Source organism: Streptomyces sp. SX-6, from assembly GCF_059089585.1.
In genome coordinates, this window is the sequence record NZ_JBTHHU010000017.1 from 1 (window position 1) to 24445 (window position 24445).

The 24445-nt window shown below is 69.4% G+C and carries 21 protein-coding genes; 7 read left to right on the plus strand and 14 right to left on the minus strand.

All coding sequences use genetic code 11. The features are described from left to right. Positions 1-488, plus strand: a 488-nt coding sequence (locus tag ACV530_RS20925; protein WP_494333468.1) for a GMP synthase (glutamine-hydrolyzing), incomplete at its 5' end; no start/stop codon positions are given. Positions 489-578: 90 nt separating this feature from the next. On the opposite strand, the gene ACV530_RS20930 is transcribed toward ACV530_RS20925, so the two are convergent. The 4 genes from ACV530_RS20930 to ACV530_RS20945 form a co-directional block, all read right to left on the minus strand. Beyond that, complete coding sequence (locus tag ACV530_RS20930) at positions 579-809, minus strand: type II toxin-antitoxin system Phd/YefM family antitoxin (protein ID WP_494334095.1); 231 nt, start codon at positions 807-809, stop codon at positions 579-581. Between the two features lie 156 nt (positions 810-965). Continuing rightward, a complete protein-coding gene (locus ACV530_RS20935) occupies positions 966-1292 on the minus strand; it encodes a DUF4288 domain-containing protein (protein ID WP_494334096.1) in 327 nt (108 codons plus the stop codon). Further along, entirely contained in the window at positions 1289-1582 is a 294-nt protein-coding gene (locus tag ACV530_RS20940; protein WP_494334097.1) for a hypothetical protein, read from the minus strand. Before ACV530_RS20940 ends, ACV530_RS20935 begins: the two co-directional genes overlap by 4 nt. Position 1583: 1 nt before the next feature. Continuing rightward, positions 1584-2030, minus strand: a complete 447-nt coding sequence (locus ACV530_RS20945; protein WP_494334098.1) for a hypothetical protein — start codon at positions 2028-2030, stop codon at positions 1584-1586. 274 nt (positions 2031-2304) lie between these two features. Here ACV530_RS20945 and ACV530_RS20950 point away from each other — a divergent pair, with 274 nt between their 5' ends. Then, positions 2305-3078: a GNAT family N-acetyltransferase gene (locus ACV530_RS20950; protein WP_494334099.1), complete on the plus strand. Its 774-nt coding sequence runs from the start codon at positions 2305-2307 to the stop codon at positions 3076-3078. A gap of 148 nt (positions 3079-3226) precedes the next feature. Here ACV530_RS20950 and ACV530_RS20955 read toward each other — a convergent pair whose 3' ends face one another. Continuing rightward, positions 3227-3430: a hypothetical protein gene (locus ACV530_RS20955; protein WP_494334100.1), complete on the minus strand. Its 204-nt coding sequence runs from the start codon at positions 3428-3430 to the stop codon at positions 3227-3229. A gap of 816 nt (positions 3431-4246) precedes the next feature. On the opposite strand from ACV530_RS20955, the gene ACV530_RS20960 reads away from it, so the two are divergent. After that, the gene (locus tag ACV530_RS20960) at positions 4247-5251 is read left to right on the plus strand and encodes a hypothetical protein (protein ID WP_494334101.1); all 1005 of its coding nucleotides are present in this window, start codon (positions 4247-4249) and stop codon (positions 5249-5251) included. Here the strand turns inward: ACV530_RS20960 and ACV530_RS20965 are convergent. The 6 genes from ACV530_RS20965 to ACV530_RS20990 are packed head-to-tail and all read right to left on the minus strand — an operon-like array spanning position 5234 to position 11954. After that, complete coding sequence (locus tag ACV530_RS20965; RefSeq protein ID WP_494334102.1) at positions 5234-5452, minus strand: DUF397 domain-containing protein; 219 nt, start codon at positions 5450-5452, stop codon at positions 5234-5236. The two genes, ACV530_RS20960 and ACV530_RS20965, sit on opposite strands and share 18 nt — an antisense overlap. Further along, positions 5449-6273 (minus strand): helix-turn-helix domain-containing protein, encoded by an 825-nt coding sequence (locus tag ACV530_RS20970; RefSeq protein ID WP_494334103.1) that lies wholly within the window; start codon positions 6271-6273, stop codon positions 5449-5451. The genes ACV530_RS20965 and ACV530_RS20970 overlap by 4 nt, the downstream gene beginning before the upstream one ends. Before the next feature lie 40 nt (positions 6274-6313). Further along, positions 6314-7987 carry a thiol reductant ABC exporter subunit CydC gene (cydC, locus tag ACV530_RS20975; RefSeq protein WP_494334104.1) on the minus strand — a complete coding sequence of 558 codons (1674 nt, stop codon included), beginning with the start codon at positions 7985-7987 and terminating at the stop codon, positions 6314-6316. Then, positions 7984-9642, minus strand: a complete 1659-nt coding sequence (gene cydD, locus ACV530_RS20980) for a thiol reductant ABC exporter subunit CydD (RefSeq protein ID WP_494334105.1) — start codon at positions 9640-9642, stop codon at positions 7984-7986. The genes cydC and cydD overlap by 4 nt, the downstream gene beginning before the upstream one ends. Continuing rightward, positions 9642-10655 carry a cytochrome d ubiquinol oxidase subunit II gene (cydB, locus tag ACV530_RS20985; RefSeq protein ID WP_494334106.1) on the minus strand — a complete coding sequence of 338 codons (1014 nt, stop codon included), beginning with the start codon at positions 10653-10655 and terminating at the stop codon, positions 9642-9644. Before cydB ends, cydD begins: the two co-directional genes overlap by 1 nt. An 18-nt stretch (positions 10656-10673) precedes the next feature. After that, positions 10674-11954, minus strand: coding sequence for a cytochrome ubiquinol oxidase subunit I (locus ACV530_RS20990; protein ID WP_494334107.1), 1281 nt, complete (start codon positions 11952-11954; stop codon positions 10674-10676). Positions 11955-12101: 147 nt separating this feature from the next. Between ACV530_RS20990 and ACV530_RS20995 the strand changes: the two genes are divergently transcribed. Both ACV530_RS20995 and ACV530_RS21000 read left to right on the plus strand, forming a co-directional pair. After that, positions 12102-13034: a LysR family transcriptional regulator gene (locus ACV530_RS20995; protein WP_494334108.1), complete on the plus strand. Its 933-nt coding sequence runs from the start codon at positions 12102-12104 to the stop codon at positions 13032-13034. Between the two features lie 71 nt (positions 13035-13105). Continuing rightward, positions 13106-14566, plus strand: a complete 1461-nt coding sequence (locus tag ACV530_RS21000; protein ID WP_494334109.1) for a M20/M25/M40 family metallo-hydrolase — start codon at positions 13106-13108, stop codon at positions 14564-14566. A gap of 6 nt (positions 14567-14572) precedes the next feature. On the opposite strand, the gene ACV530_RS21005 is transcribed toward ACV530_RS21000, so the two are convergent. Further along, positions 14573-15007 carry a hypothetical protein gene (locus tag ACV530_RS21005; protein ID WP_494334110.1) on the minus strand — a complete coding sequence of 145 codons (435 nt, stop codon included), beginning with the start codon at positions 15005-15007 and terminating at the stop codon, positions 14573-14575. Between the two features lie 17 nt (positions 15008-15024). Then, complete coding sequence (gene ctaD, locus ACV530_RS21010) at positions 15025-16677, minus strand: aa3-type cytochrome oxidase subunit I (RefSeq protein WP_494334210.1); 1653 nt, start codon at positions 16675-16677, stop codon at positions 15025-15027. Positions 16678-16929: 252 nt separating this feature from the next. Here ctaD and ACV530_RS21015 point away from each other — a divergent pair, with 252 nt between their 5' ends. Next, positions 16930-17415 carry a hypothetical protein gene (locus tag ACV530_RS21015; protein ID WP_494334111.1) on the plus strand — a complete coding sequence of 162 codons (486 nt, stop codon included), beginning with the start codon at positions 16930-16932 and terminating at the stop codon, positions 17413-17415. Then, positions 17412-17984, plus strand: a complete 573-nt coding sequence (locus tag ACV530_RS21020) for a vitamin K epoxide reductase family protein (protein ID WP_494334112.1) — start codon at positions 17412-17414, stop codon at positions 17982-17984. The genes ACV530_RS21015 and ACV530_RS21020 overlap by 4 nt, the downstream gene beginning before the upstream one ends. Positions 17985-18279: 295 nt before the next feature. Here ACV530_RS21020 and ACV530_RS21025 read toward each other — a convergent pair whose 3' ends face one another. Beyond that, on the minus strand, positions 18280-24432 hold the full coding sequence (locus ACV530_RS21025) for a hypothetical protein (protein ID WP_494334113.1): 6153 nt from the start codon (positions 24430-24432) through the stop codon (positions 18280-18282). Between the last annotated feature and the right edge of the window lie 13 nt (positions 24433-24445).

Consider the following 24445-nt stretch of genomic DNA (forward strand, 5'->3'; position numbering starts at 1 on the left):
CCGAGGACCTGGAGTTCAAGCTCGTCGAGCCGCTGCGGCACCTGTTCAAGGACGAGGTGCGCATGGTCGGCCAGGAGCTCGGCCTGCCCGATGAGATCGTCCAGCGCCAGCCCTTCCCCGGCCCGGGTCTCGGTATCCGGATCGTCGGTGAGGTCACGCGCGAGCGCCTGGACCTCCTGCGCGAGGCCGACGCCATCGCCCGCGCGGAACTCACCGCCGCCGGCCTCGACGCCGAGATCTGGCAGTGCCCCGTCGTCCTCCTCGCCGACGTCCGCAGCGTCGGCGTCCAGGGCGACGGCCGCACCTACGGCCACCCCATCGTCCTGCGCCCCGTCTCGTCCGAGGACGCCATGACCGCCGACTGGTCACGCCTGCCCTACGACGTGCTCGCACGCATCTCCACCCGGATCACCAACGAGGTACGCGACGTCAACCGCGTGGTGCTGGACGTGACCAGCAAGCCGCCGGGGACGATCGAATGGGAGTAACCCCGAGGGTGCCGCCTCCTGGGCCTCGATGAACGCGGCCCAGGAGGCGGGTTGGGCGGCTACCGAGGTGTTCCCCGCAACCCGGTGCGTCTACCTAACGTTGTCGATCTCATCGTCACTGAGATCGCCGCCCAAATCGAGCCGGGGAATTTCAATGTCGCCCATGAGGTCGGTGGGATAGGGGGCGACCTCAGGCTGCTGGTAGGGGCGGAGCACGGCTACAGGGCGGCCGTTCTTCGTGACTGTGATGGTCTCGCCGCGTTCCGCCGCAGCGAGGATCTGCGAGGAGTTCTGGTTGAACTCGCGAGCCGTGGTTTCCATGTAGTACTTGGTACTACTCACAGGTGCGATCTGCCCAGGCGTTGAACATGTGGGGCGGCTTTGCTGTCCCGTATGGCTATGCGCTTTGCTCCAGCCCCTGGCTATAGGTGTTCGTGCGCCTGTGCCGGGTCGGTAGCCAACTGAACCATGGCGACATCAGAGCTCTTCGCCTGACAGCAGAGGCTCGAAAGACCGGTAGGCGGCGTAGTCGCTGAAGTGCCGGGCGTAGAGCTCGGCGCCGTCCCCGAGGCTCTCGTCGAGCACCTCGTTGACGTCCACCACGTGCTTCAGCCGCCAGGTGATCAGCTCACCGTTCTCGTTCTCATAGCTCGTTTCCAGGCCTTCGCCGTGGGCGCGGGCCTTCGCGAGGGCCTGCTCCTGGTTCTCCGCCGTGAGCAGGACGAAACTCTCCTGGTAGAGCGGAGCTTGCCCCTTTCCGCCGGCCGGGGACTCATGCAGCAGAACGGCGACATACCTGGTCATGACTTCTTGAACCTGTTGTCGTTCAGCAACTTCCAGGCCGTCTTGCACGATGCGGCGTTGCACCCCCTGATGAAGCCGAGCGTGTCACCGTAGTGCTGCCCGGGAAACCTCTGCCGGATGGACGCCTTCCGGCACCGGGAGATGAAGTTGTTCGCGACCTCCCCCAGGTTCTCGCTCGCCACGCAGGCGTCGTGCGACCGTACGGAGGAGACGTCCACCGCCTCCGCGGACACGGGAGCGCCCGCCAGCAGGCTCAGCGCGAGGAGGGCCGCGGCGATCGAGCGCCGCACGTCAGCAGCCCGCCATCTTGCCGTAGGCGATCCAGACTTCGCCCTTGTTGTTGATGCTCACATTGCCGGTCTTGTGCAGCCCGGTGTACTTGCCGCGGTACTTCCTCAGCTGGCCGAACTGTGATTCCAGAGACATCCACGGGGAGTCGGGCTTCCAGTCCCCGGAGTACTTCGCGTAGACGCCGTCGGTACCGTCCGTACCACTCGCCCAGCAGGCCCGTGAGGGCGAGTAGAGCACCAGATTGCCGTCGTACTGCATCTCGAGCCGATAGCCGCCGTTCGAAATGCAATGACCAGGAATCAGACGGTCGTTGAACGACGTCCCTTCGTTGTGACAGCCCGCGCGCGCTTCGGCGGGAGCCGCCGCGGACGCCTGTCCGGGAACGGTCGCGAAAGCCGCGAGCAGGCTGGCCGCGACGGATACACAGACACGGGAGAGCTTCCTCATACGGTGCCGCCTCTCTGTTGAGTGCTCTGGGCCGGTGGCCCCGGAAAGGCTAGGTGCGGATCTTGCCCGGCATCGGGCTCCGCGACAGAGATCACCCGTCGTCTCCCCTTGTTCGTGGCCGATTTCGAGCACTGCCCGGAACCACCCCCATGTCCCGCTGACACGCTAACTCTTTGGGCTGATAACCCGCCCCGACGCTGTAGCGCGTGGGACTCAAGGAAGAGACTCCCGGAACCGGGCCGGAGTGCGGCCTCCTGGCAGGGCGGGGAATCTCATGACGGACTTCCAGGTTCTGGCGCGTGTTGCCCGCCCACGAGGCGGAGCGGCGGCACCGGACCGCGCATATCAAGTCTCTCTGGCTCAAGGCGAATCGGACATCCGCAGCGCCCAGCGGCTGCGGTACGAGGTCTTCGGCATGGAACAAGGTGCCTGTTTACCGTCGGCCCACTCCGGCCTGGACGCGGACGGCTTCAACGACCTCTGCGATCACCTCCTCGTGCGGGACGAGGCGACGGCCGAGGTGGTGGGAACCTACCGGCTCCTGCCCCCTGGCAGGTCGGAACGGCTCGTTGCGGAAGGCGAGTTCACGCTGGACGCCCTTGCGCCGCTGCGCAGTGCTCTGGTGGAGGCGGGACGGGCCTGCGTACAGCCCGCGCATCGTAACGGGTTGGCGCTGCAGGCTTTATGGGCGGGCATCCTGCGCTACATGACGGACCGGGGGCTGAGCTGGATCTGCGGATGCACCTCGGTGTCACTGGCGGACGGCGGCGCCCGGGCAGCCGCTGTGCGGGAAGCGGTTGGAGCGCGGCATCGCGCCCCGGCCGAATATCAAGTGCACCCTCGGACTCCCTGGCAGCCGCAACAAGCCGGTCCCGTCAAGCCGGCCGCCATTCCGTCACTGCTCCGTGGCTACCTCGCGCTGGGCGCCTGGGTCTGCGGACCGCCCGCGCTCGACAGCGACTTCCGGACCGCCGACTTCTTCACCCTGCTGTCCTTGGACCGGGTGCCGGAAGAGCGACTCCGCCTGCTGCGAGCAGCAGCGACCTGACCAGGCTGCAGGGCGCCTGCCCATTCGGTGCAACAGCCGGTCCTGTTGCGACGCGTTATGAACGGGCACGTTCTCGGGAAACCTGGAACGTCGGCAGGCACCACCCGCTGGCCTGCGGGCGGCGCCTGCCGTGCGGTGCTTTCGAAGCTCAGGCCTTCTTGATGTCCACCGCATGATCGGGCTCTTCGGTGTCGAGCTCGAACTGGACCTTGTCGCCACGCTGGAGACTCATGCGCTCGGGAGGATTCCGGAGGTCCTGTGAGGAGAATCCCAGCTGGGGACCACCTCGATCGTCCTTGATCTTGCCCTCGTCGTTGGCTTCGTTCCACTCCTGAATCTTGCCTGTAGACATGGCTGCGTCTCCTTCGCTCGACGGTTTGGAGAGGTCCGGTCACAAGCCGGGGCTCACTTCATCGAAACCGAACCCACGTACCACAGCGAGCGCTGCAGGCCGAACGAGTGATGGTTCTCAGGCCCCTGCTGCGGAATCGCAGGTACCGGACGCCTACACCACTCCGTGGGGCGGCATGGCGCTCGGGCGGGTGCGGGTCTCGTCTCGCGCCTTCGGCGCACAGCGGCGGGCTACGGGCGAGGAGGGAGCCCGGCCGGTGCCCGTTGCCGGGTGCGGGATATCGGCGGCGACGGCGTGCCGTTGCTGCCCGATCCCGGGCCCGCTCCACTGCGCGCGGGGGGGCGGGCCCGGCCTCACCGATCCCATGCGCCACAACCCAGCTACTGAACGGCGAGTCGGGTACCGGTTTCCGCACGACTGAGAGCAGTTCTCGGGAGGAAACCGGTACCCGACTCGCCAGTCACCCTCACGCTCGCGCATGAGGCGGCAGCGGTGGGCTGTTTACGGTGCGGGTGAGACGGGTGTGACATGACGGGACGTCAGCAGTGAGTTGGCTACATTCCATAGCGGACATACGGGCCATGGAACGTAACTTCCCTACCGCTGACACACAGTCAGACCACCCCAGCCGGTCGCGCACCCGGCGACGAGAGCCCGCCCACGGGCCCCACCCGCCCTACAACCAGCCGCTTTTCACGTGCACAACGACGATGCGGGCAGACGGCCAAGCACCCGCCACGTAAACCGCCCACCGATGCCGCCCCACCCACCGGACCGCGCGGTCGCGGCCGATCACGGTCATGTAGAAAAGGAGCCGTGAGAATCAAGGGCGTTACCTATGACGTAGGCACTCGGACCGTCGATGGCTCGGTGACTCGACCGGATCTTGCCGCGGCGACGATGGAGCGGGAGCTTGCTGCGATCGCCGACGAGCTGCACTGCACCGCGGTACGGATAACCGGTGGCGATGTAAGCAGGTTGCGGCAGGCCGCGGAGATGGCTGTCGGGCTGGGCCTGGCGGTGTGGCTCTCCCCGATGTTGCCGGACGCCGATGAGGAAGAGGTACTGGGAGCGGTTGCTGACGCGGCTGAACTCGCCGGGGAGCTTCACCGCGCCGGCGGCGACGTCACGCTGGTCGTCGGCTGCGAGTTGAGCGTGTTCATGGCCGGTCTCGTACCGGGCGCGGACATCTCCGCACGGCTGGCCGCGCTTGCTGACCCGATGGGCTGGCCGCCGGAGTTTTTCGCGGCAGGTCCGCCGCCGGTCCGGCTCAACTCTCTGCTGGCCACCGCGGTCGCGACGGCGCGGCAACATTTCACGGGCCCGGTCACCTATGCCGCTGGGCTCTGGGAGGACATCGACTGGACACCGTTCGACATCGTGGCGGTCGATGCCTACCGAGACGCGACCAACGCCACGACCCTCCAAGCGGCTCTGAAGTCGCTGCACGAGCACGGCAAGCCGGTGGTCGCAGCTGAGTTCGGTTGCGCCGCTTTCGCCGGGGCGGCGGACCACGGCAGCCTGGCCTGGACGTTGGTCGACCGATCAGCCGTGCCACGTCGGCTGCGCACCGAACTGGTCCGCGACGAGGCGACCCAGGCCCGTGAACTCACCTCGATGCTTGACCTGTTCACCGCCGCGGGACTGGCCGGGGCGTTCGTTTTCACCTACGTGACCCCTGTCTATCCGGCGGCCGAAGACCCGTTGCACGATCTCGACATGGTCGGCTACGGCCTGGTCCGCTCCTGGCCGGACGGGCGCACTACCCCCAAGGCCGCCTTCTCTGCTGTCGCCCGCGCCTACTCACCCACCACAGGTTGACAGGGTGCCGGTGCGCAGGGCCGCGATGAACGCGGCCCAGGAGGCGGGTTGGGCAGTGATCACATAGGGGCGGCGTTTGCTGTCCCGTATGGGTATGCGGCTGGGTATGTTGTCGGCGAGCTCGACGCAGTCCTGTATACCGTTGCTGTAGGTGCTCTTCCGCCAGTCCGGGCGAGGTATGCCGGGGCTGATGACAATCACGAGTAGTGCTCCTCAAGGACTTTACGAATGAGTGAAGTTGACGCCTCGATCGAGAGTGAGTCCGCGGTCAACTGGTCGTACACCGACGTAATCCGCGATACATCCGCCGGGTCCTTGACTCGCGACACGTCAGTAGCCGATTCCTGCGCCACAATGGTGCGTCCGTCCTCGAGCACCCAGATGAAGCACTGCGCAACGGACATGACCACCAGGGAGGAGCCATCCCGCGGCAGCACTTGGACCCCCACTCGGGGCCTCTCGCACATCTCCAGCAGATGTGACAGCTGTCGCCGCATGACATCTGCGTCACCAATAACCTTATAGAGGGCCGACTCATCGATGATGGAACGTACCCAGGGGCGCCTTGGGCTGTCGAAGACAGCCTGACGCCTCAGACGCTTTGCGACCTTATCCTCGAGATCGCCCCCGAAGAACGGAATTCCCGCGCTCAGCAGGGCCGTCGCGTACTCCCTCGTCTGGAACAGGACTGGGATGACGTACGAAAAGTCCAGGATCTTCACCGCCGAGTCGTCCGGCTCAAGGAACAGGTCAACCCACTTGGCATACGAGCTGCGCGTGAGAAGATAAGGCCGCAGCGAGGTGAAGATGCCCCCTGAATCCAAGACCTCGTCCAGCAACTTCGCGATGTCCTTCGGCGGCACGCCCTCCGCCCGTTCGAACTGAGCGATCCGGCTATGCGAGAGCCTGACCATCTTCCCCAGCTCCGCCTGCGTCCAGCCGCGCGCTTCGCGCAGCTCGCGGATCTTCAGGCCGTACCACTCGTTCAGGTTCGTCGGTTCAACCAGCTTTGACGCGGGCACAGTTGCTCGCCCTCCCACTCAGATGTCACTACCGGTCACACTACCGCCACACAGTGACGTCCGGAACGGAATCGGCAGGACCGCGATCGAGGGTCACGACCCGATCCGCGGCCGCGAGGCCCGACCGTTCGTGGGTGACCAGGAGCGTGGTGCGGCCGCGCGTGGCGTCGAGGATGTCGGCGAGCACGGCGGCGGCGGTGTCCGGGTCGAGGCCCTCAGTGGGTTCGTCCAGGACGAGGACGGGCGGGTCGGCGAGCAACGCGCGGCCCAGAAGCAGGCGTTGGCGCTGGCCGCCCGACATCGTGGCGCCGTCCCCGCCGAGGAGGGTGTCCCAGCGGTCGGGCAGCGACTCGATCCAGTCCAGGAGCCGGGCCCGGCGCGCCGCTTCGCGCAGGTCGGTGTCCGTGGCGTCGGGGCGGGCCAGGAGTAGGTTGGCCCGGATCGTGGTGTGGAAGACGTGCGCGTCCTGGGTCATGCCGGTGACCGCATGGCGGACGTCGGCGCCCGCGCAGTCGCGCAGTTCGCGTCCGCCGACGCAGATGCTTCCGGCTTCGTACGGGACGAACCGCATCAGCGCCGCGATCAGCGTCGACTTGCCGGACCCGCTGGCGCCATGGAGTACAACCCGCTGCCCTGGCAGCAGGTGCAGGCTCACCCCGTCCAGGGCCGGCGGGCTGTCGGGGCGGTGGCGCACTCGCAGGTCGGTGATGTCCACGCCGAGCGGCTCGCCGGTGGGGAATGGGGCCGGGGCGGGCGGGTCGGTGACGGGCGGTGGCGTGTCGAACAGGTCGGCCAACCGGCCTGCGGAGGCGCGGACTTCGGCGAGGTGGCGGGCTGCGGCGGGCAGTGGGGTGAGGGCTTCGAAAGAGACCAGGGCGAGGACCGCGAGGACGGTGAGGTGCACGGCGGGCAGCGCACCGGCCGCGTGCGCGCGCAGCGCGAGCCACGTGACGCCGACCGTCGCCCCGCCCTGGAGCAACAACACCACGGCCGAGGCGAGCGAGGTGGTCAGCGCCTTGCGGCGCTCCAGCGCGGCGATCCGGGCGGAGGCGTGGCGGGCGCGCTCGTGAACGCGGCCCCGGGCGCCGTACGCGGCGAGGTCAGCGGCACCCTGGGTCAAGTCCACGGTGAGCGCCGCGAGTTCGGCGCGTGCCGCCTTCTCCGCGTGGCCCGCGCGGCGGGACGCGGCGAGTACCAGCGCAGGCACGCCGAACCCCGCAACGGCCAGGAGCAGCCCGAGCAGGAGGCCTGCCTGCGGCAGCAGCACAGCGGCCGTTCCAACAGCGGTCGCGGTGACCGCGCAGGCGGCGACGGCCGGGATCAGGACCCGCAGCAGCAAGTCCTGGGCAGCGTCGACGTCGTCGACGAGGCGGGTCAGCAGGTCACCGCTGCGGAAGGCGGGGGTGCCCGCCGGGGCGAGCGGTACCAGTGCCTCGTACACCCGGGTGCGGAAGCCCGCGACGGCCCGCAGTACGCCGTCGTGGCCGAGGAGCCGGTCGGCGTAGCGCAGGGTCCCGCGGCCCAGGGCCAGGGCGCGTACGGCGACGATCGCGACGCTCACCGCCGCGATCGGAGGTTGCTGCGCGGCGCGGGTGATCAGCCAGGCGGCGGTGGCCATCAGCGCGGCGGCGGCGAGGTCGCTGCCGGCCGAAGCGAGTGCGGCGGGCAGCAATCGGCGCCAGTACGGGAGGAGATGACGCAGGAGGCGGGTCATGAGGTCACCAACTCTTCGGTGCTGCCCGCCCGTACCGTGATGATCCGGTCGGCGTGGGGCAACAGGCTGGTGCGGTGGGCGACCACGATCGCGGTCCGGCCGCGCATGAGGTCGACCGTGGCGCGGGTGACGGCGGCCTCGCTCTCGGGGTCGAGATGGGCGGTCGGTTCGTCGAGGAGCAGTACGGGGGCGTCCTTGAGGAACGCGCGGGCCAGGGCGATCCGTTGGCGCTGGCCCGCGGAGAGTCCGGCGCCGTGTTCGCCGAGCACGGTGTCGTACGCCTCCGGCAACTCGTCGATGAAGAGGTCGGCCGAGGCGGCACGAGCCGCTTCCCGCACCTCGGCGTCGCTCGCGTCGGGGCGCCCGAGGCGGATGTTGTCCGCGACGGACATCGCGAACAGGTGCGGGCGCTGCGGCACCCACGCCACCTGGGCGCGCCATTCGTCGGGTTCGAGGTCGGTGAGGTCGGTACCGCCGACCGTGACCCGGCCCGTCCCCGGGGTGACGAAGCCGAGGAGCAGTGACAGCAGCGTGGACTTGCCCGCTCCGCTCGGGCCGACCAGGGCCACGTGCTCGCCGGGGCGGATGGAGAGGGAGACGCTGCGGAGGGCGGGCGCGGGGCGGTCCGGGTAGTGGACCGTGATGTCGTCGAGGTGCAGGTGCGCCGTGCGAGCGTCGGGGGCCGGGGCCTTGCCGGTGCGGGGTGGGTCCTCGTCGTCGAGGACGGCGAAGACCCGCTCGGTCACCGCGATGCCCTCGGCGCTGTCGTGGAACGCCGCGCTGGCGGCACGCAGCGGAAGATACGCCTCGGGGGCGAGGAACAGGACGGTCAGGGCGGTGCGCAGGTCCATCTCGCCGCCGAGCAGCCGGAGTCCGACCGGGACGGCCACCAGCGCGACGGAGAGGGTGGCGACCGTCTCCAGGACGAAGGAGGAGAGGAACGCCACGCGCAGCGTCCGCATGGTGGCCCGTCGGTGGGCGTCCGCCATGTCGGCCACCACCCGGGTCTGGTGCTGCTCGCGGCCGAACGCGCGCAGCGTCGGCAGTCCGGCCACCACGTCCAGGAAGTGGCCGCCGAGGCGGGCCAGCAACCGCCATTGCCGGGCGGTGCGTTGGGCGGTGTGCATGCCGACCAGCGCGCCGAACACGGGAATCAGCGGCAGCGTCACGATGATGATCAGTGCCGAGGTCCAGTCCGTCCACAGCAGCCAGGTGACGACGGTGAGGGGGACCACCGCCGTGGCCGCCATCGTGGGCAGGTAGCCGACGACGTACGGGTCCAGGGCGTCGAGGCCGCGGGTGAGCAGGGTGGCCGTCTCGCCGTGGCGGCGGGCCGCCAGGCGCAGGGGGCCGGTGTGCTGCAGCCGGCCGGTGATCCGGTCCCGCAGCGTCCGCTTGGCGTCGGCCGCGGCGTGCTGGGCGAGCACCCCTCGGGCCCAGGTCAGCAGCGCGCGCAGGGTCATGACGGCGCCCAGTGCGGCCAGGGGCGCGGACCGGAGCGGGTGCCCGGCGAAGCCGTCCGCGAGGACCGCCGCCAGCAGGCTCACCTGGGCGACGACGAGCAGCGCGCCCAGCAGCGCCAGAGCGGTGGAGTACGTCATATGGCGCCGCAGGACTGGCAGTTCCCGCATCAGGCGGCGTTCTACAGGCTTCATCAAAAGTAGCTCGGGTGGCGACGGCCCGTACGTCCTCGGAAGGCCCACCAGCTCCACGCCTGGTACGCGAGGATCGTGGGGACCACCAGAACCCCGAAGCCGCTCAGGATCTTCAGCGTGGCGCCGTCCGCCACGGCCTGGCCGACCGCCAGCCCGTGGCCGGCCGAGCTGACCAGGAGGTACGGGTACTGGCCAGCCCCCACGAGCAGCACGGGCAGCAGCGTCGCACAGCAAGTGGCCACGAACGCCGGGATGTTGTGCCCGCGTGAGAGGCACCACCAGCCGCCGCCGATGGCCGCCGCGAACAGGGCGGCGATGACCGCCGAGGTCACACGGTTCGTCATCGAGGCGCCCGTGCCGAGGAGCGTCAGCAGCAAGGCGAGGGCGGCCGCGGTGGCGGCTCCGGACAACAATTTCGCGCCCATTCTCCGTGCCCTGGTGGCGAGTTCGGGAGCCGAGCGCAGCGCGACGAAGGCCGCCCCGTGCGCGGCGAAGAGCAGTGCGGTGGTCACTCCGCAGGCCAGCACGAACGGCCGGAGCACGTCACCGAACCCGGCATGGAAGGTCCCGTCGGCCCGGCGGGGCACTCCGTGGAGCAGCAGGCCCACGACGAGCCCCCAGCACAGCGCAGGCAGCGCGCCGCCGAACACGATCAGGGCGTCCCACCACCGGCGGCCGCGGGCGCTCTGGGCACGGCGGCGCAGCTGGACCGCGGCGTTGCCGAGGACGAGGCCGACGAGGATCGCGACGATCAGCGGGTACAGGCCGGGCAGGAGGGCGCCTTCCAGGTGCGGGAAGGCGCCGAACATGACGCCGGCGAAGGCGACCAGCCACACCTCGTTGCCGAGGAAGAACGGCGCGATGGCGTCGAGGGCGGCGTTACGGCTGTCCCGACCGCGCGATCCTCCCAGGAAGGGGTGCAGCATCTGTGCGCCGTAGTCGTAGCCGCCGAGCACGAAGTACCCGGCGAGAAGGAAGCCCAGGAGGGCCAGCCAGAGGGTCTCCAGACTCATCTTGCTCAACTTTCCGTGTCAGAAGGCCGGAACAGGCTGGCGCTCGCTGTCCGCGGCGAGTGGCTCGGTTGCGCCGAGCTGGGTCGCGTCCGGGCCGCGGCGGGCGAAGCGGGTGATCAGGGTCCAGTTCGTCACCGCCAGCGCGGCGAAGATGGCGATGAACGCGATGCAAGACACGGCCAGGGAGGTCCTGCTCACATGCGAGAGCGCGTCCTCGACCGTCAACTGGCCGTACACGAGCCAGGGCTGGCGCCCGACCTCGCGGAAGACCCAGCCGCCCACGGAGGCGATGAAGGGGAATGGGATCAGCGCGGTCATCAGGTAGGCGAGCCAGCGGCGGCGCACCAGCCTGTCCTTCCACAGCAGGACGAGGGCGATGAGGGTGATGGTGGAGAGGGTGTTGCCGATGATGGTCATGCTGTCCATCGCGATCCGCAGCCAGCCGTGCGGGGGTACGTAGTCGCCGGGGCCGTGCTGCTGGACGAGTTGCTCCTGCAGCCGGGCGACGCCGTCGTTGTCGTTGTTTAGGGCGGCCATCTTCATGGGCTGGGTCCGCTCGAGCACGGGGACCTGCAGCTGGCCGACGATGATGACGAAGAAGGAGGCGATCGTGCCCACCCACAGCCCCAGACGCAGCGAGCCGCGGAACAGGTCGGTCTCCTTGGCGCCCCGGACGGCATGGAAGGCGCTGATCCCGGCGACGAAGAGGCCGCCCGTGGTCAGCGCGGCAAGCGTGAGGTGGCCGAGCGCGAGCAGCGCGTTGGGGTTGGTGAGCAGCGCCCCGAAGTCGGTCAAGTAGGCGGCGCCGCCGCGCACTTCGTAGCCGACGGGGTGCTGCATGAAGCCGTTGGCGATCAGGATCCAGTACCCGGAGGCGTACGCGGTCAGGGCGACCAGCCAGATGAGCGTGACGTGCACGCCACGGCGCAGGCGGCCCCAGCCGAAGATCCACATGCCGAGGAAGGTGGACTCGGCGAAGAAGGCGATGAGGGTTTCGAGCGCCAGCGGGGCGCCGAAGACATTGCCCGCGAACTTGCTCAGGCCGCTCCAGCTGAGCCCGAACTGGAACTCCATGACGAGGCCGGTGACGATGCCGACCGCGTAGTTGATGACGTAGAGCTGGCCCCAGAAGCGTGTCATGCGCTCCCGGTCGGCTCTCTTGCCGGGATCACGGGAGTACGCGGCCCGGGTGTGCATGATCGCCACGATCGGGACGAGTCCCATGGTGAGGATCACGAACAGCCAGTGAATGCCGGTCGTGGCCGCGAACTGGAGTCGGGCCAGATCCGCAGCGCTCATGGTGCGGCCTTCCTGGACGGCGGGCTGACGGCGGACTGAGGGGTGTGGTGATCACCCCGACCAAGACCGTAGGGAGAATGGCTTATGCATTCCAAGACCTGTTTTGCCATGTAGAGATGACTCCGCAGGCATGAGCGAAGGTGGACAGTGGATCTTCTGCAGTTGCGGTACTTCCAGGCCGTCGCCCGCTACGAGCACATGAGCCGCGCCGCGGAGGAGCTGCGCGTGGCCCAGCCCTCGCTCAGCCGCACCATCGCGCGCCTGGAGGCCGAGCTCGGCTCCCCGCTCTTCGACCGGCGGGGGCGCCGCATCCGGCTCAACCAGTACGGCACGGTGTTCCTGCGCCACGTCGACCGCGCGTTGAGCGAGCTCGACGACGGCCGCAGGGCCGTCCGTGAGGCCCGTGACACGGGGCTCGGCCGGGTCAGCGTCGCCTCGGAGACCCTTTTGACGATCACCCATCTCCTCGGCAGCTTCCGGGCCGCTCACCCCCGTGCCGACGTACGGCTCTTCCAGTCGAACGCGGCGGAGATGGAACGCCAGCTGCGCGCCGGCGAGGTCGATTTCTGTGTGGCCTCACAGCCGTTGAGCGGAGCGAACCTCGAGTCGGTCGAGCTCGCCCGCGAGGAGGTGCTGCTCGCGGTTCCGCTCGGGCACTGGCTCGACGGGCGGGAGAGCGTGACGATCCGCGAGCTCGCCGACGAGCCCTTCGTCACCACACGGCAAGGCCACTGGCAACGCGCCCTCCTCGACCGGCTGTTCGCTGCCGAGGGGCTCACGCCGCTGGTGTCCTGCGAGGGCGACGAACCGGGCGCCAGCCAGGACATGATCAGTGTGGGCCTCGGCATCGGCCTCATCCCGACGATCTCCCGTCGGCTCGGTACGGATACGCACGTCCCGGTCTTCTGGCTGCACGTGGACGCTCCCGACTGCCACCGGGTGCTCACGCTGGTGCGCAACCGCGATGCCTATCTGTCGGAAGCGGCGCTGAGATTCCAGGAGTTCATCACCGGCAGTCCGTTCATGACGCACCGCCTGCCCGACCCACGCCGCGGGCGGCGCGACCACGGTCCGTTCTGACTCCTCTGACTCCTCACCGGGCCGAAACCGAACCTTGCGGGGGTACTGGGGCGGGCGTGACGATGGCGGGCATGACGCAGTCGGGCGAGGACGCGGGCAGCAGACAGGACGAGCGCAGCGGGAACAGCGGACGGGGTACGGCACGGCGTACGGTGCTCGGTGCGGCCACGGCCGGTGCGGCGGCTCTCGGGCTGCCGTCGGCAGCGGCGGCGCCCTCGGCGGCGGCCGGAACCGCCTCCCACCGACCGACCAAACAGCCTCCCCCGCCCGAACTCCGCGCGCTGCTGCGGGAGATCGACCCGCGCCGTATCGAGGCGACCGTCCGCAAGCTGGTCTCCTTTGGCACCCGGCACACCCTGTCCGCCCAGGACGATCCCGTACGCGGCGTCGGTGCGGCCCGCGACTGGCTTCTCGCCGAGCTGCGCCACCGTGCACGGCCCTCCGGTGGCCGGATGACCGTGGAGCTCCAGTCGTACGTACAGCAGCCCGCGCCCCGTGTCCCGGTGGCGACCAGGATCACCAACGTCGTTGCCACGCTGCGGGGTTCGGCCACGCCCGAGCGGATCTATGTGGTCTCGGGGCACTACGACTCGCGCAACAGCGACCCCATGAACGCGACCGGTGACGCGCCCGGCGCCGACGACGACGCCTCCGGGGTGGCCGTCGTCCTGGAGCTGGCCCGCGTCTTCGCGAGGCGGCGGCCGGCGGCGACCATCGTGTTCGCGGCGGTGGCGGGCGAGGAGCAGGGGCTGTACGGGTCCGGGCACATGGCCCGGACGTACCGGGGCCGGCAGGCCGACGTGCAGGGCATGTTCACCAACGACATCGTGGGGAGCCCGACCGCCGAGGACGGCTCGCGCGACCCGCACACGATCCGGCTGTTCGCCGAGGGGGTGCCGACCTCGGAGACGCCGGAACAGGCCGAGATACGACGCTCGGTGGGCGGCGAGAACGACTCGCCCTCGCGCCAGCTGGCCCGGTTCGTGCGGGACACCGCCGAGAACGACGCGACGGGGATGCGCGTACGGGTGGTGTACCGCCGCGACCGCTACCTGCGCAGCGGTGACCACCTCCCGTTCCTCCAACAGGGCTATCCGGCGGCCCGGTTCACCGAGCCCGCCGAGAACTATGCGCACCAGCACCAGGACGTGCGGGTGGTGGACGGCAGGCAGTACGGGGACCTGCCCGAGTTCTGCGACTTCGGCTTCATCGCCCGGGTGGCCCGGGTGAACGCGGCCGCCCTGTGGTCGCTCGCCCAGGCCCCCGGCGCCCCGCGCGGCGCGAAGATCCGCACCGCCGCCCTCGGCAACTCCACCGAGCTGGTGTGGGAACGCGGCCCGGAGCCGGACCTCGCCGGGTACGAGGTGGTGTGGCGGGAGACCACCGAACCGGAGTGGACGCATGTCATCCCGGCCGGGAACACGACCCGGCACACCGTCGACATGTCCAAGGACAACGTCTTCTTCGGCGTCCGCGCACTCAACCACTCCGGCCTGCACAGCCCGGTCGCCTTCCCCGCACCCCAACCGTGAGGCTCCTCAGGTCCGTACGGCCAGAGCTGCCAGAACTGCCGCGACCGGCAGGAACACCACAGTGATCGCGACGGCCACCACGGCGGCGGGCGCCACGCCCCTGGAAGCGGCGGCGGGTGCGTCGTAGCCCAGGGAGGACCAGCAGTCGTCGATCTCGTGTCGCTCGCGGCGGCGGTACGCGCGGGACCGGAGCGCGAGGAGCGTCACGGCTGCCGTACCCGCCGCCGCGATGATGCCGACGGCCTGCCATGTGCCGGTGACGAACAGCACCAGACCGGCCACGGCCCAGGCGCCCCACCCGGTCAGGCTTGCCCAGGCGGCGAGCCGCCGGGAGACCGGCCGGTCGTGCCCGGCGCGCAGGTCGACGATGGCGGGCACGTACCAGACGCAGCCGGACGCACTGACCGCCGCCGCTCCAAGTGACAGGACAGGGTGGGACATTGCACTCACTCCCCCCATCAGCCGTGCACCGTCTCGAGCGCTGCCACATCGGGGTGGTGCGCGTCGAATGCCGGGGACTCGGAACGTATCCGCGGCAGGGTGGTGAAGTTGTGCCGCGGAGGTGGGCAGGAGGTGGCCCACTCCAGCGAACGGCCGTAGCCCCACGGATCGTCGCCCTCGACCCTCTTCCCGTACTTTGCGGTCTTCCAGATGTTGTAGAAGAACGGCAGGAAGGACAGCCCGAGCAGGAAGGAACCGATGGTCGAAATGGTGTTGAGCGCGGTGAAACCGTCGGCGGCGAGATAGTCGGCATAGCGGCGGGGCATGCCTTCGACACCCAGCCAGTGCTGGACGAGGAAGGTGGTGTGGAACCCGACGGTCAGCGTCCAGAAGGTGACTTTCCCCAGGCGCTCGTCCAGCATCTTGCCCGTGAACTTCGGCCACCAGAAATGAAATCCGGCGAACATCGCGTACACCACGGTGCCGAAGAGCGTGTAGTGGAAATGCGCGACCACGAAGTACGAGTCCGAGATGTGGAAGTCCATCGGGGGCGAGGCCAGGATGACGCCGGTCAGCCCGCCGAAGACGAAGGTCATCAGGAAGCCGGTGGCCCAGAGCATCGGCGTCTCGAAGGACAGCGAGCCCTTCCACATGGTGCCGATCCAGTTGAAGAACTTCACACCGGTCGGAACCGCGATGAGGAACGTCATGAAGGAGAAGAACGGCAACAACACACCACCCGTGACGTACATGTGGTGCGCCCACACCGTCACCGACAGACCCGCGATCGAAATCGTCGCCGCGATGAGCCCCCAGTAGCCGAACATCGGCTTACGCGAGAAGACCGGAATGACCTCGGAGACGATGCCGAAGAACGGCAGCGCCAGGACATAGACCTCAGGATGCCCGAAGAACCAGAACAGATGCTGCCACAACAGCGGCCCGCCATTGGCCGGATCGAAGATGTGCGAGCCGAACTTGCGGTCCATCTCGAGGGCGAACAGCGCGGCGGCGAGCACCGGGAAGACCATCAGGATCAGCACGGCGGTGAGCAGGACGTTCCAGACGAAGATCGGCATCCGGAACATCGTCATGCCGGGGGCACGCATGCAGATGATGGTGGTGATGAAGTTGACCGCACCGAGGATGGACCCGAAACCGGAGAGCGCCACGCCCATGATCCACATGTCGGCCCCGACGCCGGGCGAGTGGACGGCATCCGAGAGCGGCGCATACGCGAACCACCCGAAATCCGCGGCGCCTTGCGGCGTAAGAAATCCACACGCGGCGATGAGCGAGCCGAAGAGGAACAGCCAGAAGGAGAGCATGTTCAGCCGGGGGAACGCCACATCGGGCGCACCGATCTGCAACGGCATGATCCAGTTCGCGAAGCCGGTGAACAACGGCATCGCGAACAACAACAGCATGATCGAGCCATGCATGGTGAACGCCTGGTTGAACTGCTCGTTCGACATGATCTGCGTGCCGGGGCGCGCCAGTTCGGCGCGCATCAGCAGCGCCATGACGCCACCGATGATGAAGAAGACGAAGGCGGAGACGAGATAGAGCGTCCCGATCTGCTTGTGGTCGGTGGTTGTCAGCCACTCCACCGCCCGACTCCGGGGAGCCTTCACCACCTTCTCCGCGGGTTTCTTCGTCTGCGTATCCACCGCGTCCACTGGCCGGTGACCTCCTGCTCGTGCTCTGTCCGAAGGCGGCGGGAGGGGCTCCGGGCGAGGGAGCCGGAGCCGCTCCCGGCCGCCGCCCCATGATCGGCCGCAGGGTGCACCCCCCGGACAGGGCCGAACAGTCCCTCGACCGGGACCGACAGTCCCGGCATGCACCTCCCCCACCAGGGCCGTTCGGCCCCTTCCCCAGGAAGATCACGACTGTGTTCACTCATCTCCGCGGAAGGAGAACACGTGGAGATCGCGAGCGTGGGACACGCCGACCTGACCCCGGACACGGTGGAGCTGCTCGAGGCCGAACTGTCCCGTCGGCTGGCAGGCCTGCCGGAACAACCCCAGGGGTTGGTACGCGTCGGCACCGGGCTGCCCGTGGCGTTCGGACGGGCGGTGAAGGAAGCCGGCGGGCGGCTGGTCGTAGCACTGCCCGCACGAGCGGGCGTGCCCGCTCCCCTGCCGCTGAACGAACGAGTCGCAGCCGGAGAACTCCTGCTCCTGGCCGAGCACGTACAACTCCTCGAGTACGCACCGACCGACCGCCACGCGCAGGTGACCGCGGACGAGAAGCTCGTCGCCTCGTGCCGCCGGATGCTGGCCGTCTGGGACGGCTCCCCGTCCAACGGCCGTGACGCCACCGCCCACTTGGTGGCCTTCGCCCGCGCCCGCGGCATCCCGGTGGAGGTCGTCTGGCCTTCCGGTGCCGCCCGGAAGGGCCGACCGTGAGGTACTCCTTCGGCGCCGGGCGCGCCGTGTCCTGGCTCCTGGTGACCAGCGGAGCACTCGGGCTACTGGCCTCCTTCATCATCACGGTCGACAAGATCGAACTCCTGAAGGACCCCGCCTTCCAACCCTCGTGCAGCATCAACTCCGTGCTGTCCTGCACCAATGTGATGCAGAGCCCTCAGGCATCGGCGTTCGGCTTCCCCAACCCACTGCTGGGACTGGCCGGGTACGCGGTGATCGTGACCGTGGGCTGCGCACTGCTGTCGGGCGCCCGCTACCGCCGCTGGTTCTGGCTCGGCCTCAACCTCGGCACACTGGTCGGGGCGATCTTCTGCATGTGGCTGATGAGCCAAGCCCTGTACTCCGTTGGTGCGTTGTGCCTGTGGTGCTGCCTCGCCTGGGCCACCACGATCGCGACGTTCTGGTACACGACGGTGCACAACCTCGCCCACGGCATCATCCCGGCACCGCGAGCCCTGGTGGCCGCGGTGCGCGAGTTCCACTGGACGGTGCCGGTGGTTTGGTACGCGGCGATCGCGCTGCTGGTCGCGGGGCGATTCTGGGCCTGACCAACCGGTCGCCGTCCGGCAGGCCTCAGCCGGGGCAGGCTGATGTCACTCGGAAAAGCGACTGCTCACGATCTGCGAGATTCCCGGCTTTGCACGTCAGCACCACAGAACATCGGCCAGGATGGCGAAGCAATGACCCCGACGCCCGAGCCCCCGACCCCGGTCCCGAGCGGGTACGCCCCCTTCGCGCACCTCGCCGAGTCAGGCCCCGGCTCCTCCTCGTCGCCGCGCTCGCCGACTGCGAGGTACGGAACCGCACCCGCCCGGATAATCGACGACCGGATCGTGCCAGTTCTCACACGTGGAGTGCCACGCACTCACGAAGCAGCGGTTCCAGGCGCAGCTGGGTGTTCTCGCGGTCGAACACCTGAAGGGCGTCGAGGCAGGTGACGATCCACCGGGCCTCGGCCTCGTCCTCGATCCGGACCGCCACGGCGGTCACCGCGCTCTCCCAGTCGAACGAGTCCTTCTTGAACTCGTCGTCGAGGGCACGGTATCCGGTCGCGAGCAGCGGGTCCGCGTACACTCCGGTCGCCCCGGCGAAGGCGTGGGCCTCGGCCCGGTCCGTGCGCAGACCGGCCAGGCGCCGCAACACCTCGTCGGGGTCGCCCAGTTCACCGTGCAGGCGGCGGGCCCGGCCGACCAGGAGCGGCCAGCCGCCGGTCAGCTCATGGAGGCGGTCCAGGCGGTCCTCCGTATGGAACATCTCGACGCGCTGGGCCCAGCCGCGCAGGCTGCGGCGATCATGGCGGCGCAGCACCACGGGGGCGGCCGAGGTGGGTTCGGTGCCCGTCAGCAGGGTGCGCCACAGGGTCAGTTGGGTGGGGTCGGTGACGATGACCACTGCACGGGTCACCCCCGGCGTCGCGGGCAGCAGCGTCTCGGCCAGGTCGACGGCCTGCCGTGGGGCCTCGGGCCGCGCATCGGGGTAGCGGGCGAAGTCGCTGATGACGACGCGACGTTCACGCGGAAGTCCGCCCGTGAGTTCCTGCTTGTAGACGCTGGGCCTGCCGACGGGCGGCAGCTTCCAGTCGGCGATGCGCCCGGCGACCGTGCGCAGGGTGTCGCCGACGTCGGTGACGCCGGTGGCAGATGTGCCGAGCACGACCCTCGTCTGGTTGGACCGCTCGCCGAGAAGATCGTCCAGCTGGGTGATGGTGAGCGGAGCCGGTTGGCCGTCGGGCAGTTCGGGACGGCCCTCCTGCACGATGCTCTCCTGGAGTTCGCAGTCCTGTTCGGCCCTGAGCAGACGGGCGTCCACCTCGTGGGAGGTACCGATCATGCGCAGGGCGTTCGGGCCCCGCAGATGCCAGCCCTGACCGTCGTGGTTGGGCGCAAGGATGCCGAGACCCACCATCTCGGAGAGATAGGCGCGGAAGCCCTCGGTGTCGAGCTGTTCGAAGCCCCTGCGCCAGAACGTCTCGCACTCCTCTCGCAGTTCGGCGTCGCTCAGCCGCACCTCCAAGCCGCGGTGGCGGGCATGGTAGGCCAGCACGTTGGCGATCACGTCGTAGCGGTGGTCGAGGCTCAGCGTGTCCTTGAAGGCCGCCGAGATGCCGTCCCTGAGCCCGGTGTCCGACTCCACGACCTCAATGTCGGCGACCTCCACCCGGTACGGGGGTCCCTCGGCTCCGCGTCGCGCCCGTTTGCGGTGCATCAGCTCGACCAGCCGGTGGCCGAACATCTGGAGCAGGAACGGCTGGTAGGAGCAGTAGCCGAGCACCCGGTTGATGAGGTCCACGTCCTGGAACTCGAAGCCGAGTGCCCGCATCGGCTCGACCAGCAGTTCGGCGGCGAACTGAGGGGCAAGCGGGCCGATCACCTTCGGGGTCTGCGCAAGGTGGCCGAACGGACCGTTGCTCGCGAGCTTGGAGAATCGCTGTACGGAGTGCAGCCCCGCGAAGACGACCTTGGCGCGGTCCTTGGTGTCCGACCCGAGGCCCTTGAGCTTCTTGGTGTGGTCGAAGCGGGGGGCGTCCGCCTCGAAGAACTGGTCGCACTCGTCGAGGAGGATCAGCAGGCGGCGGCGTGAGTCCCCGTCGAGCCAGGCCCGGATGCCGGCACGCACCCGTTCGGGGATGCCCTGCCGCGACTTGCGGCCCTGCGGCCGGCCCAGCACCCGTGCCTCTGCCAGCTGCCTGTCCAGGACGCTCCACAGCGCCTCCGGTCCCAGCGAGCTGCCCTTGCCGATGTTCTCCTGATCGAGGTTCACATACACCACTTGGTGGTAGCCGGGGCGTTGTCCCTCGAACCGCTCCCCGGCATCACTGAGCAGCGCCGACTTGCCGAGACCCCGGCCGCCGAAGATGACCTGGGTGCCGTGCGGGTTGAGGATGCTCACGCATTCGGCATCACGGCCGTAGAACATCTCGCCGCCGATCCGGCCGCGCTTCTCCCTGATGTACGGGTTGACTCCGGAAAACGGCAGCAGTGTCTGCGTGGCCGTGCTGACCTGGCGGTTGCCCCGGGCCGCGAGGTAGGCGAGGGCGGCATCGTCCACCACCAGCAACGGCTGCAACCGGTCGGACCCGACGGCGAGTTCGATGCGGGCCTCGCGGCCCAACGTACCGAAATAGGCGACCAGGAGGCTCGCCCCGCTGGTGTCGCGGGACGCCAGGCTCATGACGACCTTGGCAGGCGGGCGGCCCCAGACCATCAGCACGCGGATGCTGCCACCCTGCTCTCTGATCTGCGAGCCGAACGCGGGTGCCTTCGCCCTGCCGTTGATCTCCACCTCGGTCACCTCGAACAGGCGGTACTCACGCCGGTGCGGTGACCGCTCGTCCAGTGGCCTGGCGCTCTTGGCGTCGTAGCCGAGCAGTTTGAGGGCCGGGAGCAACTGGCGCCGCGCTGACACGTCGAGCCGGTCCTTCGGCTCGGTCGCGCCCAGCTCCCGCCACTCGTCGAGGGCGTCGCCCGCCAGCGCTGCCTCGTCGGTGGAGAGGGCGCCGTAGTCCAGGACAGGGACCACCGGATGCTTGCCGCCGCACCGGACGAGGTCGACGAGGCCACGGTCGATACCCTTGCGCAGTCCGTCGGGCACGGCCGGGAAGAACTCGGTCAGATGGGACTCGCCGGTCTCGATCTCCGGGACAGGTTCACCGATCTCCAGGAAGTAGACGAGGTCGGCGGCGGTGACCAGGTCGTCGGTGTCCAGGTGCCGCAGGACCCGGGCACGCTCACCCGTGGTGAGGTCCAGCGCGTCGAGCCGAGCCCGGATCCTGTCAGCCGCCTGCTGCCAACAGGCGGGCAGGTCGCTCCGTACAGTGTCGAGTGCACGCCGCACGTTCATCAGGTCGTGCGCGGCGGCGCCGTCGAGCCGGTCGCGGGCGTCGGCCAGCAGCTCCTGGAGGCGCAGGTCCTGATCGTCGGTCACGGCACCACCGGCCTGCGCGTGGTGCAGCTCGACGACGAGTTCACCGTGCGCCCGGCGCAGCTCTCGGCGCCGGACGGTCTCCCGCTCCGCGATCTCGGTGACCGCGGGCGGGGTGAACTCCCCTGCCTGTGCGGCGGGCAGCAGCTCGCGTCCGGCCAGCTCGACGATGGCACGAGCGGCGGGAAAGGCGTCGTGGGCAAGCCGCTCGGCGAGGGCGTCCTCCCAGCTCCGATCGACGGCAGTGAGAAGCAGGCCGAGCGACGGCCGTTCGTCACGGGTGTCGCACACCTTCAGCAGCTCCGCGTCCAGCACGAGTTCAGGGGTGAGCGAACCGCCGGGACGCGTGGTCGCCGTGTCACCGGCCAGCAGGGCGAACAGCTCCTCCATCGAGGCGCGCGCTGCCCATGCCGTCGCGGCGGCGACGGCGCCTGAGCGTCGCGCCAGCTGCTCCAGTTCGCCAAGTATCGCCGCCTTGCCGTCCAGCAGGGACTGGCGCAGCGAGGAGATCTCCTTCACTGCCCGGTTGCCGTCGGACCGGTCGCTGCGGCGGGCGCCGTCGACCACCAGGCACCACTCCTTGACCAAGCCGACGGCCCGCTCCACGACGTGCACCAGATCCTGCCGCCCGGAGCCCTGGAGCGGTTTGCCGCTGGGCGAGCGGTGCTTCCGGTCCATGCGGTCGATCTCGTTGTTGATCTCGGTCAGTTTCGACAGGCGTTCGGCCTGCTCCTGCGCCTGCGGCACCGCGTCACGGTCGTTGCGGACCACGGCCATGAGCAGCGATCCGAGCATCCCGTCGTCGGGGGCCAGCCATCGTTTGCCGATCTCCGTCGCCCGCGCGAACCGCAGCCTCTGCGGCGCGAGCAGGGCATGGCACTGCTCGCGCAGCTCACGCAGCCGTGCCTCCGTCCCGGAGACGTCAGCAATGACGACCAGTGGAGAGGCGATCATCAGGGCGCCGCTGAGGGCACGGTCGGCAACAGCGGCCGCTGCCTCCCCGAGCCGGTCCGGCAGCCGGGGCACCAGAGCCTTGAGCTGAGCGCCCGCCAGATAGCTGCCGGTGATCAGCGCCGTACGCAGCAGGGCAGGCAGCAGGAGGAGTTCGCTGCCCTCCGCATCACGGCCTGCGTATCCGCCGTACTGCTGGAGCAGATCCGTGGTCAGCCGGGCGCCCTGACTGTTACCAGAGGTGAGGAGCGCGGCGGCGCCGGCCAGTCGGAGCGCCGCAACCTGCGGCTCGGGGTGCCCGGCGGCGTTCGCCACATGGTGGGCGAGCCCGAAGCGCCGCTCCACGACCAGCCGCGCCAGGGCCCGCTCGGCCGCGACCTCGCCGAAGTCCTCGCCGGCGGATATGGCCGGGGCCGTTCCCAGGGCTGATGCGCCCTCGTCGCGCGGCGCGGCGGGAGTGTGCACGTGTGCGGGTGCCGAGGCCGGCGCGGCCGGGGGGCCTGCGTCCGGGTCCGTGAGTGGTACCGGGTCACTGTCGGCATGTGTCGCCGCGTCTGCATCGTCGGCGTGGAGGGGACCGGAGGCCGTCGTCCGAACAGGTGCGACGGCTGCCGATGCAGGGTGGGGAGCCGGCATCCCGGTGGTGTGGCCGGGGATCTCCCCCGTCGGGCTCCCGTCCGTCCTCTCGGCCGGCTCCATGTGCCCGGCGGGCTGTACGGTCCCGTGCGCCACGGTCGTCGCATCGCTCGCAGGCCCGGCGTTGCCTGTCATGCTGCCGTCGCCGCCGTCCGCCTCCGCTCCGACCGGCCTGCGACAGGCGTCCTCCGACTGTGCCAAGGTCAGTTCAGCGGCCATGACCGCTGCCACGGCACACTCGGGCAGCACACGCGCGACCTGTTCCTGGAGGGCCAGGATCTCCGTCGCGACGTCCGCCCGGCGCCCCAGCCGGATGAGCCGCGCCAACGCGGCGAGCGCGGCGTTCTCCTGCCGTTGCGTCTCCTCCCATACCGGTGCGTCCAGCAGGCGGCGGGCTGCACCTCGTACGGCCTCGGCCGCTGAGGCGGCAGCGCTGTCCGGGCGGCATTCGGCATCGAGCAGTTCCCGCAAGGTCTCTCGTGCCTGGAGGTCACGTTCGTGTGCCGCCCGATGCGCGCGTGCGGCGCGCGTCATGTCCTCCAGGCGACGCGGCACTCCCTCGATCCCCACCGCTCGGAACACCGCGTCGGCGCTGTCGAAAACGGCGCCCAGGGCGACCAGCGGAGCCAAGTCCTCATCGCGCGGAGGTCGGCCGTCCGTGACCGCGCCGGTCACGTTCTGCGCGGTTTGCCTGGCCTCTTCGAGGGCCGACTCCAGCTGTCGACAGACCATCTCCGGATCCGTCGACATCTCGGTCCGGACGTCGTCGACCACCGTCGTGGGCACGTCGCCCAAAGTGGCACGGTCCCGTGCGGCGGCCTTCGTGACCGGCCGGCCGACGGTAGTGCGCGCACGCTTCCCGCCGCCCGCGAGAGGCGACTCCTGGTCTTCCGGTGTACCGAGAACGAAGCCCGGGTTCGCCGCCACGACGGACCGTGCTGCGTCACCGACAGCGGAGAGTCGTGCTGCCTCCCTCTCATCGGCCGTCGCCGCAAACCAGTCCTGGTCCGCCGCCCAGGCCAGGACGTAGGCGTCGGCGACGGTGGCATTGCACCAAGCGAACACCGCAGCCCGGACCAGCGTCGTACCCCACCGGGTAACGGGGTCGGAAGCCGTCTCGGCGTCCTGAGCGAAGACGAACCTGTCCACCTGATTCATCACGGTGTACGTGAGATCCCTGACCTTGCAGGTGCAGGTGTGCTGGCGTGACTCGCGCCCCAGCCTGGTGAGAACGTCCCGACACAGGGCGCTGCCCGCCCGCCGAGGGGCCGCCATACGGATTCCCAGCTTTCCGAGCAACTCCTGACGGCACTTGGGAGGCAGGGAGTTGAAGGCGAGTTCCACCATGCCGACCGTGAGGTCGTTCAGGGCAGCAACGGCCGGGTTTTCCAGGGCGTTGAGCGCAGCGGCCAGGCCTTCGAGGCACTCGACCGAGACGCTGGGCGGGGACAACGGCGGCTCTGTGACGACGCGATAGCAGTCGTGCATATACGCGTACTCC